This is a genomic window from Pseudomonas sp. Pdm06 (assembly GCF_014851795.1).
Lineage (GTDB): Bacteria > Pseudomonadota > Gammaproteobacteria > Pseudomonadales > Pseudomonadaceae > Aquipseudomonas > Aquipseudomonas fluorescens_AA.
This window is the reverse complement of the sequence record NZ_JACVAH010000011.1, coordinates 50,544-66,773: the sequence shown is the minus strand read 5'-3', so window position 1 is coordinate 66,773 and position 16,230 is coordinate 50,544. Positions and strand designations below refer to the sequence as shown.

Genomic DNA, 16,230 nt, shown 5'->3' with positions numbered 1-16,230 from the left:
AACCCATGAAGCAATATCTCGATCTGGTGGCCCACGTCATCAAGAACGGCACCAAGCAAGCCAACCGCACCGGTGTGAACACCATCAGCTTCCCCGGCGCCATGCTGCGCTATGACTTGAAGGACGGCTTCCCGGCCATCACTACCCGCAAGATGGCCTTCAAGTCGGCCATCGGCGAAATGTGCGGTTTTCTCCGTGGCGTGAACAATGCCGCCGAGTTCCGCGCCCTGGGCTGCAAGGTCTGGGACCAGAACGCCAACGAAAACGCCCAGTGGCTGGCCAACCCGTTCCGCCAGGGCGACGACGACCTGGGCGAGATCTACGGCGTGCAATGGCGCAAATGGCCGGCCTACAAGCAGATACCCCTGAGCAACCCGGCGGCCATCGAGCAGACGCTGGCCCAGGGTTACCGGCAAATCGCCGAAGGCGAAGAAAACGGCCAGGCCTACGTGGTGCTGTACAAGGCCATCGACCAGGTTCGCCAGTGCGTGGACACCATCATCAAGGACCCGGGCAGCCGGCGTATCCTGTTCCACGGCTGGAACTGCGCCCAGCTCGATGAAATGGCCCTGCCGCCGTGCCATCTGCTGTACCAGTTCCACCCGAATGTCGAGACCAGGGAAATCTCCCTGACCCTCTACATCCGCTCCAACGACCTGGGCCTGGGCACGCCGTTCAACCTCACCGAAGGCGCCGCCCTGCTGAGCCTGATCGGTCGCCTGACCGGCTACACACCGCGTTGGTTCACCTATTTCATCGGCGATGCCCACGTCTACGAAAACCACTTGGACATGCTCAACGAACAGCTCAAGCGTGAGCCGTTCCCGATGCCCAAGCTGGTGATTTCCGAACGTGTGCCGGAGTTTGCCAAGACCGGTGTGTACCAGCCGGAGTGGCTGGAGTTGGTGGAGCCGGGCGACTTCTCCCTGGAAGGCTACCAGCACCATGCGCCAATGACCGCGCCGATGGCCGTCTAAGCCACACCACCCTCCCCTGTGGGAGCGGGCTTGCTCGCGAAAGCGGTGTGTCAACTAGCGAATATGCAATCTGACACACCGCATTCGCGAGCAAGCCCGCTCCCACATTGGGTTTCCTGAGGGTTCAAGGCACTCAATGCCCATGACTGCGCCCCACATGCGAATGCTCCACCTCCGGCGCCACCGCCCCGCTCACCTCCAACCGCTGCAAGATCCCGCATTGATCCAGGTCCGGCCCTTCGCCACAGCGATGGCGCAGGTCGATCAGTTGTGTCTGCAGGGCCAGTAGGCCATCGATACGGGCCTTGACGTGCTGGATGTGTTCGTCGATCAGCGCATTGACGCTTTCGCATTGGTCTTGGGGGCTGTCACGCAGGGCCAGCAGGCTGCGGATTTCTTCCAGGGTCATGTCCAGGGTGCGGCAGTTGCGGATGAACGTCAGCCGCTCGGCATGGGCCTGGGTGTAGACGCGGTAATTGCCGTCGCTGCGGGCCGGTTCCGGCAGCAGGCCTTCGCGCTCGTAATAGCGGATGGTTTCGACCTGGCAGTCGGTGATTTTCGCCAATTCTCCGATCTTCATGATGCGACCTCCCAAATAGGTGCTTGACCCTATAGTGGCTACAGGGTCTTTACTGCGCAACAGGCACTTTTCACGGACGTCACCCGATGAGCGATTCCCTTCACACCCACAAACCCGACCACGGCCATGACCACGGGCATTCCTGCTGCGCCTCGAAAGCGGCGCCAGCGGTGGTCAACCTCGGCAAAACGCCGACGGACGGTGCGCGGCTGAGCAGTTTCCGCATCGAAGCCATGGACTGCCCCACCGAACAGACACTGATCCAGAACAAGCTCGGCAAGCTCGAAGGCGTGCAGCGGCTGGAATTCAACCTGATCAACCGTGTGCTGGGCGTGACTCACGATTTGCCCAGCGACGCGCCGATCATCCAGGCCATCGAGTCCTTAGGGATGCAGGCCGACCCGCTGACCCCGGGCCAGAAATCGCAAACCAACGACCTGCCCGCCCCGGCCAAACCCTGGTGGCCGTTGGCGCTGTCCGGCGTGACGGCCTTGGGCGCCGAGCTGATCCATTTCACCAATGCCGCGCCCAACTGGGTGGTCGCGCTGGTGGCGTTGGTGTCGATCCTCAGTGGTGGCCTGGGCACGTACAAGAAGGGCTGGATCGCCCTGAAGAACCGCAACCTGAACATCAATGCGCTGATGAGCATCGCCGTGACCGGTGCCGTGCTGATCGGCCAATGGCCGGAAGCGGCGATGGTGATGTTCCTGTTCACCGTGGCCGAGCTGATCGAGGCCAAATCCCTGGACCGGGCGCGTAACGCCATCAGTGGCCTGATGCAGATGGCCCCGGAACAGGCCACCGTGCAACAGGCCGATGGCAGCTGGCAGGTGCAAGAGGTCAAGGCCATTGCCCTGGGTGCGCGAGTGCGGGTGCGCCCCGGCGAACGCGTGGGCCTGGACGGTGACGTGGTCGCCGGCCGCTCCACCATCGACCAGGCACCGATCACCGGCGAAAGCCTGCCGGTGGAAAAAACCGTCGGCGACAAAGTATTCGCCGGCACCATCAACCAGGCCGGTGAATTGGAATACACCGTGACCGCGGCGGCCGACCAATCCACCCTGGCGCGGATCATCCACGCTGTGGAACAAGCCCAGGGCTCCCGCGCACCGACCCAGCGCTTCGTCGATCAGTTCTCGAAAATCTACACCCCGGCGGTGTTCGCCCTGGCCTTGGCCGTGGCCGTCATCCCCCCGCTGTTCATGGGCGCGGCGTGGTTCGACTGGATCTACCGGGCGCTGGTGCTGCTGGTGGTCGCCTGCCCCTGCGCGCTGGTGATTTCCACGCCCGTGACCATCGTCAGCGGCCTCGCCGCCGCGGCGCGCAAAGGCATCCTGGTCAAGGGTGGCGTGTACCTGGAGGGCGGCTACAAGCTCGACTACCTGGCCTTGGACAAGACCGGCACGATCACCCACGGCAAACCGGTGCAAACCGACTATGTGGCCCTGGACCCGACGGTGGAAAACACCGCCCCGGCCCTGGCCGCCAGCCTCGCCGCCCGTTCCGACCACCCGGTGTCCCGGGCGATTGCCAATGCGGCGGTGGATAAGCAACTGGCCCCGCAGGTTGTGGATAACTTTGAGGCGCTCGCCGGGCGCGGCGTGCGCGGCGACATCGGCGGCCAGACCTATCACTTGGGCAATCACCGCCTGGTGGAAGACCTCGGCCTGTGCTCTCCCGAGCTGGAAGAAAAACTCTTCGCCCTGGAAAAACAAGGCAAGTCGGTGGTGCTGCTGCTCGACGCTACGGGCCCCTTGGCGCTGTTTGCCGTGGCCGACACCGTAAAGGACTCCAGCCGCGAAGCCATCCGGCAATTGCACGACCTGGGCATCAAGACCCTGATGCTCACCGGCGACAACGCCCACACCGCCGAAGCGATTGCCGCGCAGGTGGGTATGGATCAGGCGCGGGGCGACTTGTTGCCGGAAGACAAGCTGCAAGCCATTGAGGCGCTGTATGCCCAGGGTCACCGCGTCGGCATGGTCGGCGACGGCATCAACGACGCCCCGGCCCTGGCCCGTTCGGAAATCGGTTTCGCCATGGCGGCGGCCGGCACCGACACGGCCATCGAGACCGCCGACGTCGCGCTGATGGACGATGATCTGCGCAAGATTCCGGCGTTCATTCGCCTGTCGCGGCAGACATCCAGCATCCTCAAGCAAAACATTGCCCTGGCGTTGGTGATCAAGGCGATTTTCCTTGGGGTCACCTTCGCCGGGCTTGCCACCATGTGGATGGCGGTGTTTGCCGACATGGGGGTGAGTTTGTTGGTGGTGTTCAATGGGTTGCGGTTGTTGCGCAAATAAAGCGTTTGGGGTGACTGAAAGGGCGCCTCGCGAGCAAGCTTTGCTCCCACAGTTGGATCTTTGTGAAGACAGAATTTGAATCACCACGGATCCGCTGTGGGAGCAAAGCTTGCTCGCGAAGGGCTGCACAGCAACCCTAATGAGTTAACGCCAACTCAATCGCGCTTGGGCTCGCGGATCTTGTACCAGGCCACATACAGCGCCGGCAGGAACAGCAGCGTCAGCAGCGTGGCGATGACGATCCCGCCGATCATCGCGTAGGCCATCGGCCCCCAGAACACTTCCCGGGCAATCGGGATCATCCCCAGGCTCGCCGCGGCGGCCGTGAGCAGGATCGGCCGGCGCCGATGTTCGGTGGCCTCCACCACCGCGTCCCAGGGCTCGTAGCCGTCACGTTCGTATTCCTCGATCTGGGTCACCAGGATCACCGAGTTACGGATGATGATGCCGATCAAGGCGAGGATCCCGAGGATCGCCACGAAGCCCATGGGCGTGCCCGTCGGCACCAGCGCCAGCACCACGCCGATCAACCCGAGGGGCGCGACGCTCGCCACCAGGAACAGCTTCTGCACGCTGTGCAGTTGGATCATCAGGAAGGTCGCCATCAGAAACAGCATCAGCGGCACGACGCTGGCGATCGGCCCTTGGGCCTTGCTGCTTTCTTCCACCGTACCGCCCGTGGCGACCTTGTAACCCACCGGCAGGCCGGCGGCGAACTTGTCGATATCCGGTTGCAGTTGCTTGACCAGGTCGGTGGGCTGGATCTCGTCGCGCACCGCGGCCTTGATGGTGATGGTCGGCTTGCGGTCACGACGCCACACCAACGGCTGCTCCAGTTCATAGCGCACCGTGGCAAACGCCAGTAACGGAATCGAGGTGCCACTCGGGGTGACGATCTGCAGGTTCTGCAGGGTTTCCGGCGAACCGCGCTCGGCATCTTCAGCGCGGCCGACCACATCGATCAGGTAGATATCGTCGTTGACCTGGGTCACCGGCGAGCCACTGACGATGCTGTTCATCAGCCTGGCCACATCATCGGAAGACAAGCCCAATTGCCGCGCCTTGTCCTGGGCGATATCAATGCGCAGGACCTTGCCCGGCTCGTTCCAGTCGTAAATGATTTCGCCGATGTGCGAGTTCTTGTCCAGCTCGGTGGCCAACTCGATGGCGTGCTTGCGCACTTGGTCGACATCCTTGCCGCTGACCCGGTACTGGATCGGCCGGCCCACCGGCGGGCCCATTTCCAGGGCCTGCACGTAGCTGCCAATGCCGACGAAATCCTCGCGCAGACGCTTTTGCAGGCGCTCGGTCAGGGCGTTGCGCGACTCCAGGCCCTTGCTGACGATCACCAGTTGCGCGTAATAGGGGTTCTGCAACTGCTGGTCCAGCGGCAGGTAGAAGCGAATCGCGCCTTCGCCGATGTAGGTGCTCCAGCGCGCGATGTCCGGGTCACCCTTGAGGGTCGCTTCCAGGCGGTCGACGGCTTTGCGGGTCTCGTCCATCGAGGCGTTTTGCGGCAGGTTGAGGTCCACCAGGATTTCCGGTCGGTCCGAGGAGGGGAAGAACTGGTTCTGCACGAAGCGCATGCAAAACACCGCCAGCACGAACAGCAACACCGTGATGCCAATGGCCCACCAGCGATTGCGCATCGCCCACAGCAGGCCGCCGTTGAACGCCCGGCCGATCCGCCCCGGCTCGGCGCTGTGAGGTTTGACGTTGGTGCTGAGAATATGCACGCCGATAACCGGGGCAAACAGCACCGCGACGATCCACGACACCAGCATCGCCACGGCGATGACCGCGAACAGGGTGAAGGTGTACTCACCGGCGGAACTCGCATTCAGGCCAATGGGCACGAAACCGGCGACAGTCACCAGGGTCCCGGTGAGCATCGGGAACGCCGTCGAGGTATAGGCGAAGGTCGCGGCCTGTTCCTTGCTGTCACCTTTTTCCAGGCGTGTGACCATCATCTCCACGGTAATCATCGCGTCGTCCACCAGCAGGCCGAGGGCGATGATCAACGCGCCGAGGGAAATCCGCTGCATGGTGATACCGCTGTATTCCATGAACAGGAAGACCATCGCCAGCACCAGTGGAATCGAACAGGCCACCACCAGCCCGGCCCGTACGCCAAGGCTGATGAAGCTGACGACCAGGACGATGATCACCGCCTCGAACAAGGCGCTGGTAAAGCCGCCGACGGCCTCTTCCACCACCTCGGCCTGGTCCGACACGGTGTGCACGCCAACGCCCACCGGCAGGTCGGCGGTCAGTTCGTTCATGCGCGCATGCAGCGCCTTGCCGAAATCCTGGATGTTGCCACCCTTCTTCATCGCGATGGCGAGGCCAATGGCCGGCGTGCCGTTGAAGCGGAACATCGGTGTGGCGGGGTCGACATAACCCCGGCTGATGTCGGCGATGTCGGCCAGTCGATAGAACCGGTCATTGAGCCGCAGGTTGACGTTGGCCAGGTCCTTTTCCGACTGGAACTGCCCGGACGTACGCACGGAAATCCGCTCCGGCCCCGCGTCGATCACCCCCGCCGGCGTCACGGCATTCTGCGATTGCAGACTCTGCACCACCTGGCGCTGATCGATGCCCAACGCAGCGAGTTTGCGCGTGGAGAAGTTCAGGTACAGCACTTCATCCTGCTCGCCGAGCATTTCCACCTTGCCCAGCCCGGGCACGTCGCGAATCTCGGCGCGCACCTGCTCCACATAGTCGCGCAACTGGCGCATCGACAGACCGTCACCGGTGAAGGCGTACACCGAACCGTACACGTCACCGAACTCGTCGTTGAACCCCGGGCCTTGCAGCCCCTGGGGGAAGTCGCCACGAATGTCGTCGATCTTCTTGCGTACCTGGTACCAGATCTCGGGGATGTCCTTGGCCCCGGTGGTGTCGAGCAGGTACACGAACACCGTCGATTCGCCCGGACGGGTGTAGCTTTTGACGTAGTCGAGGGAGTCGAGCTCTTCGAGTTTCTTCTCGATGCGGTCGGTGACCTGCTTGAGGGTTTCTTCCTGGGTCGCGCCCGGCCAGCGGGTCTGGATGATCATGGTCTTGATGGTGAACGACGGGTCTTCCTCCCGCCCCAGGTTCATGTACGAGAACACGCCCATCAACAGCGCCACGAACATCAGGTACCAGACGAACGACTGATGCCGCAGGGCCCATTCGGATAAGTTGAAAGGCCCTTTCATCGTGTGTCCTCGTCGAGTTTCACTTTCTGCCCCGGCTTGAGGCTGTTCACGCCGGCGCTGACCACGCGGTCGCCGGCCTTGATACCGTTGGCCACCAGCACCGCGTCATTGGAGCGTTCGAGAATCCGTACTTCGCGGGGGGAGACGGTCTGGCTCTGCGGGTCGATGAGCCAGATGCGCACCTTGCCGTCGATCTCTTGCAGGGCGCTGAGCGGCAGCTCGATGCGCGGTTCGATGGTCGAGCTCAGGGTCACGCTGATGGCCGTGCCCAGGCGAAAACCTGGCGGTGTGTCGGTCAGCGTCAGGCGCGCGCGACGGGTGCGGGTAGCGCTCTGGGCCTGGGGTTCGATCTCGCGCACGATGGCGCTGGTGTGGATCGTCGGGTCCAATTGCGCCGCGACCTCGAACACCACGTCCGTGGGCAGGCGCTCGACCAGCCCGGCCGGCAGGTCGATCACCGCTTCCTTGACGTCCGGGCGGGCCAGGGTCACCACTTGTTGACCAGCGGTGACCACCTGCCCGGCTTCGGCATTCCAGGCAGTGACGATGGCGTCATGGTCGGTACGCAGTTCGCTGTAGTTGAGCTGGTCGCGGGCCTGCTCCACCGAGGCCTGGGATTGTTCGAGAGAGGCGCCGGTGGTTTTCAGATCGGTCTGGGCGATGTCCAGTTGCGCCTGGGCCCCAACGCCACGGTCGAACAACTGCTGCTGGCGACGGGCATTGGCCTGGGCATTGATGTACTGCGCCTCGATCCGCGCCAGGTCACCTTGGGCGGCGCGCAATTGGTTCTGCTGGTCGGTGGGGTCGAGCGTGGCGAGCAAGTCGCCCTTCTTCACTTCAGCACCGACATCGACATTGCGGCTGGCGATACGTCCTGGCACGCGGAAACCCACGTTGCTCTCGTATCGCGCCTGGATATTCCCGGCGAACCGCCCGAGTGCCTGCTGGTCAAGGGCCCGGACCTCAACGGACAACACCGGGCGCACCGGTTCGGGCGGCGCTTCTTCCTTGGAGCAGGCGGCCAGCAACAGGCCGGCCGAGACCATCCACAAACGCTTCATGGCTGGGCTCCCGGCTTGGATTTTCCATAAGTGTCTTCAGCGATCTCGACGCCTACGCCGGGGTGCAGCAATTGCCCGCCCGCAGTGACGATTTTCTCACCGCCCTTGAGGCCGTCGCTGATGATGACCTTGCCGGTCAGGTAGCGGCCGACCGTCACCGTTTGCAACTGCGCCTTGCCTTCGCCATCCACCAGCCATACGGCCGGCTCACTGAGGTTCTTGGTCAGGGCCGACCAAGGCAGCTCGAAAGCGGTCTTGCCGGCGGACTTGGCCGTGGCGCTGACCACCGACCCCAGGCGCATGCCTTCGGGCAAATCTTTGAGGGTGACCTTGACCTGCACGGTGCCGGTCTGGGCAGACACCGCGGGAGTGATTTCGCGTACCGTGCCGGTGGTCTTGACGGCGGGGTCATCCAGCAGGCTGATGGTGATTGCAGGGTCCGACGATGGTTCGCTCAACAGCGACTCGTAGATGTTGAACACCGCGTCGCGCTCGCCGTCCCGGGCCAGGCTGAAGATCGGCTCCGTGGCCTGCACCACCTGGCCGACTTCCGCCTGGCGCGCGGTGATGATACCCGGTGCCTCGGCAATCAGCGCGGTGTAGCTCAGTTGCTCACGGGCGTTGGCCAATTGGGCCTGGGCGGCGGTCAGCGCACTCTGGCTGCTGCGCAGTTGAGCCTGGGCCGCGTCGTATTCGCTCTGGCTGGTGTAGCCCTTGGGCAGGAGTTTCTGCTGGCGCACGAACGCCGCCGCACTCTGCTTGACCCGCGCCTGCTCGGCAGCCACCTGGGCCTCGGCGGAATCGACGTTGGTCTGCAGGTCCCGGGGATCGAGCCGGGCCAGCACTTGTCGGGCCGAGACCCGGTCACCGACATCGGCCTTGCGCTCGATGATCTTGCCGCCCACACGAAACGACAGATCGGCCTGCACCCGCGCCTGGACATCGCCGGTCAGGGTCACCGAGGCTGCGTATTCACTGGGAACGGCTTGCTGCACGAAAACCCGCGGCAGGGCTTTTTCTTCGGGCTTCTTATCACCGCACCCCGTCAACAATGCACACACGCCCAAACCAATAACCCATTTGATTCCGGGACCAGTCATGCAGACTCCTTTGCGTTGTACGGACGTACCAGTGACGATACGACTGTGAGCTTAGAACAGGGTTCCGCGAATACAATGGGTGCAGCAAATCAGGCAAACTGATCGCCTCCTGTAGGAGCTGTCGAGCGAAGCGAGGCTGCGATCTTTCCCCTGACAGTTGAATCTCAAGCGAAAGATCAAAAGATCGCAGCCTCGCTTCGCTCGACAGCTCCTACGAACCCATGCAGCAGGAGTCTGCTCATGCTCAAGACATTGGCGGTGGCCAACTACCGATCGATCAATAAATTGGTCATCCCCCTGGGCCGGCTGAACCTGATCACCGGCCCCAACGGCAGCGGCAAATCCAATCTTTACCGTGCCCTGCGCCTGCTGGCCGAGACGGCCCAGGGTGGGGTGGTCAACGCCCTGGCCCGTGAAGGCGGACTCGACTCGACCTTCTGGGCCGGCCCGGAGGAAATCAGCCGCCGCATGCGTAACGGCGAGGTGCCGGTCCAGGCGATTGTGCGCCAGGGCACCAAGCGCCTGCGCCTGGGTTTCGCCGGGGAAGACTTCAGCTATTCGATCGCCCTGGGCTTGCCGGAGCCCAGCAGTTCAGCGTTCTCGCTGGACCCTGAAATCAAGCGCGAATGCATCTGGGCCGGCCCGGTGTTCCGGCCCGCCAGCCTGCTGGTGGACCGCAACGGGCCGATGATCCGTGCCCGCGAAGGCCGTTCCTGGGATGTGCTGGCCCAGAACACGCCCACCTTCGACAGCCTGTTCGACCAGGTCGGCAGCCTGCGCACTTCGCCGGAAGTCCTGCAGATGCGCGAGTTCATTCGTCGCTGGCGCTTCTATGACCATTTTCGCAGCGACGCCGACGCCCCGGTGCGCCAACCGCAACTGGGCACCCGCACGCCGGTGCTGCACCACGACGGGCGCGACCTGGCCGCCGCCCTGCAGACCATCCTTGAAATCGGTGACGACGAAGCCCTGCATGCCGCCATCGGCGACGCGTTCCCCGGTGCCCGCCTGAACATCGAGAAACTGCAAGGCGGACGTTTCGCCATCGCGTTTCAACAACATGGCCTGCTGCGGCCGCTGTCCGCCGCCGAACTGTCGGACGGGACCCTGCGCTATCTGTTGCTGGTGGCCGCCCTGCTCACCCCAAGACCGCCTTCGCTGATGGTGCTCAACGAACCGGAAACCAGCCTGCACCCGGACCTGCTGCCGGCCCTGGCGCGGTTGATCATCCGCGCCTCGGCAAATTGCCAGGTCTGGGTCGTGTCCCATGCCACACGCCTGATCGCAGCCCTGGAACAGGATGAACAGTGCAATTGCATCGTGCTGGAGAAAGATCTCGGACAGACCGGGATCGTCGGGCAGCGGGCGCTGGATGAGCCGGCGTGGCACTGGCCGGATTGATTGACGCCTGTAAACCGAATCGCGAGCAAGCTCGCTCCCACACACAATTCCCCTGTGGGAGCGAGCTTGCTCGCGAAGGCGCGCTGAAGGTCTACACACCCCTCAGAGAATCACCCCTGCCATTTGCCACCCTCGACAATCACACTCTCCGGCTTGGTGTCATCGCTCAGTTCCTTGCGCACGTATTGGTCGTACAGCTTGAGCAAATACTTCTCTTCACCCAGCTTCGCCAACTCGGCATTGACCCAATCACGCAACTCGATATTGCCCTTCTTCACCGCCGGTGCAATCGGCGCTTCGGCACCCAGTGTCTGCTCCAGCACGCGATAGCCGGGGTTCTGCTTGGCCCAACTGAACAGCACCAGATTGTCCTGGGCATAAGCATCGCCACGCCCGTTGGCCAGGGCTTGCAAGGACTCGGAATTTTTCTCGAACTTGAGCAGCTTCCAGTCCGGGTGATTTTTGGTCAGCCAGATGTCCGCCGTGGTGCCGGTGGTGACGATGGTGGTGCGGCTCGCCAGATCATCGAGGCTTTTCACCGCACTGGCTTGTGGCACCAGCGCCTGCACCGCGACTTTCAGGTTCGGATTGGTGAACTCCACCGCTTCCTTGCGCTCCGGGGTCACGGTCATGTTGGCCAGGATCAGGTCGACCTTGTCACTTTGCAGGAACGGAATCCGGCTCGCCGGTTCGACCGCGACGAACTCGACCTTGTTTTCATCGCCGAGCAGGTCCTTGGCGAATCGACGACCGATGTCGGTATCGAAGCCGACATAACGCCCCGCCTCATCGACGAAGCCAAACGGCGGCTTGTCGGTGAAGACGCCGACAATCAATTTGTCCCGCGCCTTGATTTTGTCCAGGTAGCTGGTCGACGCGGCGCTTGGGCTGGCCACGTTCGGCTTCGGCGGTTCTTCGGTTTTATTGCAGCCGACCAGCAAAGCGGCGGCGAGCAACGGCAGTAGCAGCAGAGAAGACTTGGCAGTTTTCATGACAGTTCCAGTTCCTTTGTTTGAGTCGTTTTGGGTAGTGCGGCGACGTAGGAGAACTTCTCCAGGAACTGCTGCGCTCGTGCGGTTTGCGGGTTCGTAAAGAAAATCTCGGGAGGGTTTTGTTCAAGGATCCGCCCGGCGTCCATGAACACGATGCGGTCAGCCACGGCGCGGGCGAAGGCCATTTCGTGGGTGACGATCAACAGCGTCATGCCTTCGCGGGCCAGGCCCTGGATGACTTCCAGCACTTCCTTGACCATCTCCGGGTCGAGGGCGGCGGTGACCTCATCGAACAACATGACCTTGGGGTTCATGCACAGCGAACGCACGATGGCGATGCGTTGCTGCTGGCCGCCGGAGAGTTGGCGGGGAAAGGCATCGCGCTTGTCCAGCAGCCCCACCCGCGCCAGCAAGGCTTCGGCCTGTGCGCGTGCGTCGCGGCGGTCGCGCTTTTGCACTTTGACCGGGCCGAGCAGCAGGTTATCGAGCACGCTCATATGCGGGAACAAGTGATAGCTCTGAAACACCATGCCGATCTGCTGCCGCACTTCGCGCCAGTCGGTGCCCTTGTCCAGCAACTCGCGACCGGCGAATGCCAAACTGCCGCTGTGGGCCACTTCCAGCCCGTTGAGACAACGCAGCAAGGTACTTTTGCCGCAACCACTGGGGCCGAGGATGACGATCACTTCGCCCGACTGCACTTGCAGATCGATGCCATCCAGCACCTGCTGTTCGCCGAAAACCTTGTTGAAACCCTTGAACTCGATCAATGCGCTCATGCTTGCGTCCAGCGCCGCTCAAGCACGCGGGAGGCGGCCGAAAGCGGGTAGCAGATAAAGAAGAAAAACAGGAACAGCGCACCGTAGATCAGCACGGACTCGTAGGTGCGCTCGATGATCTGCTGGCCGACCTTGATCACGTCCACCACGCCGATCAGCACGGCCAGGGAGCTGGTCTTGATGATGCGCGTGTAGACGTTGATGGTCGGCGGTGTCATGCGTCTCAACGCTTGCGGCAACAGCACATGGCCGTAGAGTTGCGGACCGTTCAGGCCAATGGACAAGCCCGCCTCGCGCTGGCCGCGCGGCAACGAATGCAATGCACCGCGCACCACTTCACCCACTTCACTGGCGCCCCACAACGACAACACCAGGACCGCACACCAAAAGCTTGGAAGGCTCAGGCCGAAAAAGATCGGCAGGCCGAAGAACAGCAGGTACAACCAGACCAGCACCGGGATCGCCCGGAACAACTCCAGGTAGACCCGCAGAACGACATCCACGCCTTTCACGCCCAACGTCCGCAACACCCCATAAAGCACGCCGCCCACGGTGCTGAGGGCGATGCTCAGGAAGGAAATCGACAAAGTTTGCGCGGCGCCCTTGCCCAGTTGCGGCAACGACACCCACAGCAACTCAAGACCCGAACTGGCCATGCTGGAGCCTCCTTTCCAGGCGGCTGAGCAGCAGCGACAGCGGCAAGAACAGCAGTACGCAAATCAGCGTCAGCACGGCGAGCATTTCGTAGGTCTTGTAGTAGAGCGCGATGTAGCTTTTGGTGGTGTAGAGAATCTCCGGCACTGCTACGGCCGAGACCACGGTGGTCTCCTTGAGCAGGAAAATGAAGTTGGCGAACAGCGACGGCAGGCTGAGGATCCCGGCCTGCGGCAGGATCACGTAGCGCAGCAACTGCCCGTGGGACAGGCCGATGGAACGGCCGGATTCCAATTGCGCCTGGGGCACCGCGTCCACGCCCGCACGCAGCACTTCCGTGAGATAGGCACCGCCGAGGAACGTCATGGTGATGATCGCTGCGGCAAACCCCGACACCTTGATGCCCAGCGTCGGCAAGGCGAAGTAGACGAAGAACAACTGAATAAGCAGCGGGGTGTTGCGGGCCAGCTCCACATACAGCCCCACCAGGCGTTGCAGGTAAGGTGTGCGCAACACCAGGATCGTTGCGTTCACGAGCGCCACCAGCAGCGAGGTGGCGATGGCGATAAGGCCGACTTGCAGCGTCACACCCACGGCCTTGAGAAACGCCGGGAGGGTGCTGAGGATAAAAGCGTAATCGAAGTTCATTGAACATCCTGGACGCCACTCGGTAAGCGGCGGTCGTGCGGTCCATGGGCAGCGGATAGCTACTCGGCAGGCACTGACTTTAATGGCATAAGAACTGTAATTTAAATACCGTTAAAGCATATTGATATCACGCAAAAAACTATCCCCGGATTTGCCGCGAAGAGCAAAGACGACTATTTTCCTTGCGCCGCAGGGAGGATCTTTTTTCGACATCTCCCTCACCATTACAAGGAAGAAAACATGGCTGACGTAAACGTGCCGCAGCGACTGGAACCGCAGGACATATTGAAATTGTTGATGGCGTTGCGCAGGGCGTTGAAGAGCGGGGTGGCCTGATCCATCCCCTGTGGGAGCTTGCTCGCGATAGCGGCCTGTCAGTCACATCAGTGTTTATTGATGAACCGTCATCGCGAGCAAGCTCCCACAGTAAAAAACGCCGACGCTGTATCAGCCGTCGGCGTTTGAAACCATGAAAGGGTTGACCGCGCGAATCAGAACGCCGGCAATACCGCGCCGCTGTATTTCTTCTCGATGAACGCCTTCACTTCAGGGCTGGTCAGGGCCTTGGCCAGTTTCTGGATGGCCGGGCTGTCCTTGTTGTCCGGACGGGCTACCAGGAAGTTGACGTAAGGCGAATCCGAGCCTTCGATCACCAGGGCATCCTTGGCCGGGTTAAGACCCGCTTCCAGGGCATAGTTGGTGTTGATCAGGTCCAGGTCGACCTGGTCCAGCACCCGCGGCAGCATGGCCGATTCCAGTTCCTTGAACTTGAAGTTGTGCGGGTTCTTGGCGATGTCTTTCGGCGTCGCCAAAGCGTTTTTCGGGTCTTTCAACTCGATCAGGCCAGCCTTCTGCAACAGGAGCAGCGCACGGCCGCTGTTGCTGCCTTCGTTGGGCAGCGCGATGGTCGCGCCGTTTGGCAGGTCAGCCAGCTTCTTGTACTTCTTGGAGTAGCCACCGAACGGTTCGACGTGAACACCAATCACGGTCACCAGGTTCGTGCCTTTGCCTTCGTTGAAGTTCTTCAAGTACGGCAGGGTCTGGAAGTAGTTGGCATCCAGGCGTTTCTGGTCAACTTGCACGTTGGGTTGGACGTAGTCGGTGAAGACCTTGATTTCCAGGTCCACGCCCTCCTTGGCCAGGGCTGGCTTGATCAGCTCGAGGATTTCAGCGTGGGGCACCGGCGTGGCGGCCACCACCAGTTTCTCTGCGGCCTGGGCCAGGCCCGACGTCAGGGCTGCCGCCAATGCGGTGAACAACAGAACCTTTTTCATGCAGTGTCCTTATCGAAAATCACAGTCGTCATGGACGACGGCTAAATGAGGGTGTGCCAGTGAAGTGCTATCGCTGGCGTGATGCGGACAATACCGATATTTTTTATTCCTTAACAATATCTTTTGTTCAAGTTCATATTCATTTTACTCATATAGCTAACACCGCTTTTGTGGCGAGGGAGCTTGCTCCCGCTCGGTTGCGCAGCAACCGCAAGATCTTGGGGCCGCTACGCAGCCCAGCGGGAGCAAGCGCCCTCGCCACAAGAGCGGGTCAGCCACGCTTACAGCGTCGAGCCCAATCGACTGAGCAGCACCTTGAGTGCGGCACGCTCACCTTCCGATCCCCCTGCGATGACCTGCGCCACTTGCTGCTCGATCAGTTCCGGCACTGAAGGCTGGGGCGGCAAATTCAGGTGCTCGGGTAAAATCTCGTCACCGGTGCTGACCAGCAATGCGAAATGAATGACGTTTTCCAACTCGCGGGTGTTGCCCGGCCAACTGTGCTGTTCGAGGGCATGCTGCGCCGCCTCACTGATCAGCGGCACGGCCAGACCGAGTCGCTGGCTGTAGATGCCCAGGAAGTATTCGGCCAGGGACAGAATATCGCCCACCCGTTCACGCAGGGCTGGCAGTTCCAGTCGGCCTTCGCCCAGGTAGTGGTAGAGCCGTTCGTGGAATTTCCCGGCCGCCACCGCTTGCGCCAGGTCGATGCTGGTGGCCGCGACCAGGCGGACATCCACCGGACTGGGCTGGTGGGCGCCGACACGGGTGACTTCGTGGTTCTCCAGGGCCGCCAGCAACTTGATCTGGATCGGCAGCGGCAAATCGCCGATTTCATCCAGGTAAAGGGTGCCGCCGTTGGCCGAACCGAACCAACCGGCCCGGCTGCTGGCCGAGCCGCTGTAGCTGCCGGCGGCATACCCGAACAGTTCGGCGTCGGCGTAGGTCGGGCTGATGGCGCCGCAGTTGACCGACACAAACAATCCGCCGCGATCGCTTTCGCGATGGATATGCCGGGCCAGCAGTTCCTTGCCGCTACCGGTTTCGCCGCGTATCAGCACCGAGATAGCACGGGGCGCCAGTTGCTCCAACTCCTGGCGCAACTGCCGTGAACGGGGGTCGACGAACACCAGCGCCTTGGCGCGAATGCTCAGGGGGCTTTTTTCCGCATCGGGAAAGGTCAGCAAGGGCTGACCGAAGGTTTCATGCAAACTCATGGCAGGCTCCCGCCCCAGACCGCCGGGAGACGGGGGGC

General features: G+C 62.2%; 13 protein-coding genes and 1 pseudogene. 4 read left to right on the top strand and 10 right to left on the bottom strand.

Annotated elements, in window-relative coordinates:
* Positions 1 to 5 precede the first annotated feature (5 nt).
* Both IB266_RS18330 and IB266_RS31230 read left to right on the top strand, forming a co-directional pair.
* Positions 6 to 977 (top strand): thymidylate synthase, encoded by a 972-nt coding sequence (locus IB266_RS18330; protein ID WP_192262018.1) that lies wholly within the window; start codon positions 6 to 8, stop codon positions 975 to 977.
* Positions 978 to 995: 18 nt separating this feature from the next.
* Positions 996 to 1,082, top strand: a pseudogene (locus IB266_RS31230) (metal ABC transporter ATP-binding protein); the annotation flags it as partial.
* A gap of 28 nt (positions 1,083 to 1,110) precedes the next feature.
* Here the strand turns inward: IB266_RS31230 and cadR are convergent.
* Positions 1,111 to 1,557: a Cd(II)/Pb(II)-responsive transcriptional regulator gene (gene cadR / locus IB266_RS18325; RefSeq protein ID WP_003196623.1), complete on the bottom strand. Its 447-nt coding sequence runs from the start codon at positions 1,555 to 1,557 to the stop codon at positions 1,111 to 1,113.
* A gap of 86 nt (positions 1,558 to 1,643) precedes the next feature.
* On the opposite strand from cadR, the gene IB266_RS18320 reads away from it, so the two are divergent.
* Entirely contained in the window at positions 1,644 to 3,863 is a 2,220-nt protein-coding gene (locus tag IB266_RS18320; RefSeq protein WP_192262017.1) for a heavy metal translocating P-type ATPase, read from the top strand.
* A 155-nt stretch (positions 3,864 to 4,018) separates the two neighbouring features.
* On the opposite strand, the gene IB266_RS18315 is transcribed toward IB266_RS18320, so the two are convergent.
* From IB266_RS18315 to IB266_RS18305, 3 genes are read right to left on the bottom strand one after another with little or no spacing between them, the layout of a single operon-like run.
* Entirely contained in the window at positions 4,019 to 7,066 is a 3,048-nt protein-coding gene (locus IB266_RS18315; protein WP_192262016.1) for an efflux RND transporter permease subunit, read from the bottom strand.
* Positions 7,063 to 8,127 (bottom strand): efflux RND transporter periplasmic adaptor subunit, encoded by a 1,065-nt coding sequence (locus IB266_RS18310; protein WP_192262015.1) that lies wholly within the window; start codon positions 8,125 to 8,127, stop codon positions 7,063 to 7,065. Before IB266_RS18310 ends, IB266_RS18315 begins: the two co-directional genes overlap by 4 nt.
* Positions 8,124 to 9,227 carry an efflux RND transporter periplasmic adaptor subunit gene (locus IB266_RS18305; protein ID WP_192262014.1) on the bottom strand — a complete coding sequence of 368 codons (1,104 nt, stop codon included), beginning with the start codon at positions 9,225 to 9,227 and terminating at the stop codon, positions 8,124 to 8,126. The genes IB266_RS18310 and IB266_RS18305 overlap by 4 nt, the downstream gene beginning before the upstream one ends.
* A gap of 240 nt (positions 9,228 to 9,467) precedes the next feature.
* On the opposite strand from IB266_RS18305, the gene IB266_RS18300 reads away from it, so the two are divergent.
* Positions 9,468 to 10,628, top strand: a complete 1,161-nt coding sequence (locus IB266_RS18300; RefSeq protein WP_192262013.1) for an AAA family ATPase — start codon at positions 9,468 to 9,470, stop codon at positions 10,626 to 10,628.
* Between the two features lie 110 nt (positions 10,629 to 10,738).
* Here IB266_RS18300 and IB266_RS18295 read toward each other — a convergent pair whose 3' ends face one another.
* The 6 genes from IB266_RS18295 to IB266_RS18270 form a co-directional block, all read right to left on the bottom strand.
* On the bottom strand, positions 10,739 to 11,620 hold the full coding sequence (locus IB266_RS18295) for a transporter substrate-binding domain-containing protein (protein ID WP_060739711.1): 882 nt from the start codon (positions 11,618 to 11,620) through the stop codon (positions 10,739 to 10,741).
* Positions 11,617 to 12,399 (bottom strand): amino acid ABC transporter ATP-binding protein, encoded by a 783-nt coding sequence (locus tag IB266_RS18290; RefSeq protein ID WP_192262012.1) that lies wholly within the window; start codon positions 12,397 to 12,399, stop codon positions 11,617 to 11,619. The genes IB266_RS18295 and IB266_RS18290 overlap by 4 nt, the downstream gene beginning before the upstream one ends.
* Positions 12,396 to 13,055, bottom strand: coding sequence for an amino acid ABC transporter permease (locus IB266_RS18285; protein ID WP_092446074.1), 660 nt, complete (start codon positions 13,053 to 13,055; stop codon positions 12,396 to 12,398). Before IB266_RS18285 ends, IB266_RS18290 begins: the two co-directional genes overlap by 4 nt.
* Complete coding sequence (locus IB266_RS18280) at positions 13,036 to 13,701, bottom strand: amino acid ABC transporter permease (RefSeq protein ID WP_192262011.1); 666 nt, start codon at positions 13,699 to 13,701, stop codon at positions 13,036 to 13,038. Before IB266_RS18280 ends, IB266_RS18285 begins: the two co-directional genes overlap by 20 nt.
* Positions 13,702 to 14,192: 491 nt before the next feature.
* Positions 14,193 to 14,975, bottom strand: a complete 783-nt coding sequence (locus IB266_RS18275; protein ID WP_192262010.1) for a MetQ/NlpA family ABC transporter substrate-binding protein — start codon at positions 14,973 to 14,975, stop codon at positions 14,193 to 14,195.
* Positions 14,976 to 15,256: 281 nt separating this feature from the next.
* The gene (locus IB266_RS18270; protein WP_192262009.1) at positions 15,257 to 16,192 is read right to left on the bottom strand and encodes a sigma 54-interacting transcriptional regulator; all 936 of its coding nucleotides are present in this window, start codon (positions 16,190 to 16,192) and stop codon (positions 15,257 to 15,259) included.
* Between the last annotated feature and the right edge of the window lie 38 nt (positions 16,193 to 16,230).

Excerpts from the sequence above, each read along its gene's own strand:
- IB266_RS18330 (WP_192262018.1), top strand. The coding sequence starts at position 6 with ATGAAGCAATATCTCGATCTGGTGGCCCACGTCATCAAGAACGGCACC.
- cadR (WP_003196623.1), bottom strand. The coding sequence starts at position 1,557 with ATGAAGATCGGAGAATTGGCGAAAATCACCGACTGCCAGGTCGAAACC.
- IB266_RS18320 (WP_192262017.1), top strand. The coding sequence starts at position 1,644 with ATGAGCGATTCCCTTCACACCCACAAACCCGACCACGGCCATGACCAC.
- IB266_RS18315 (WP_192262016.1), bottom strand. The coding sequence starts at position 7,066 with ATGAAAGGGCCTTTCAACTTATCCGAATGGGCCCTGCGGCATCAGTCG.
- IB266_RS18310 (WP_192262015.1), bottom strand. The coding sequence starts at position 8,127 with ATGAAGCGTTTGTGGATGGTCTCGGCCGGCCTGTTGCTGGCCGCCTGC.
- IB266_RS18305 (WP_192262014.1), bottom strand. The coding sequence starts at position 9,227 with ATGACTGGTCCCGGAATCAAATGGGTTATTGGTTTGGGCGTGTGTGCA.
- IB266_RS18300 (WP_192262013.1), top strand. The coding sequence starts at position 9,468 with ATGCTCAAGACATTGGCGGTGGCCAACTACCGATCGATCAATAAATTG.
- IB266_RS18295 (WP_060739711.1), bottom strand. The coding sequence starts at position 11,620 with ATGAAAACTGCCAAGTCTTCTCTGCTGCTACTGCCGTTGCTCGCCGCC.
- IB266_RS18290 (WP_192262012.1), bottom strand. The coding sequence starts at position 12,399 with ATGAGCGCATTGATCGAGTTCAAGGGTTTCAACAAGGTTTTCGGCGAA.
- IB266_RS18285 (WP_092446074.1), bottom strand. The coding sequence starts at position 13,055 with ATGGCCAGTTCGGGTCTTGAGTTGCTGTGGGTGTCGTTGCCGCAACTG.
- IB266_RS18280 (WP_192262011.1), bottom strand. The coding sequence starts at position 13,701 with ATGAACTTCGATTACGCTTTTATCCTCAGCACCCTCCCGGCGTTTCTC.
- IB266_RS18275 (WP_192262010.1), bottom strand. The coding sequence starts at position 14,975 with ATGAAAAAGGTTCTGTTGTTCACCGCATTGGCGGCAGCCCTGACGTCG.
- IB266_RS18270 (WP_192262009.1), bottom strand. The coding sequence starts at position 16,192 with ATGAGTTTGCATGAAACCTTCGGTCAGCCCTTGCTGACCTTTCCCGAT.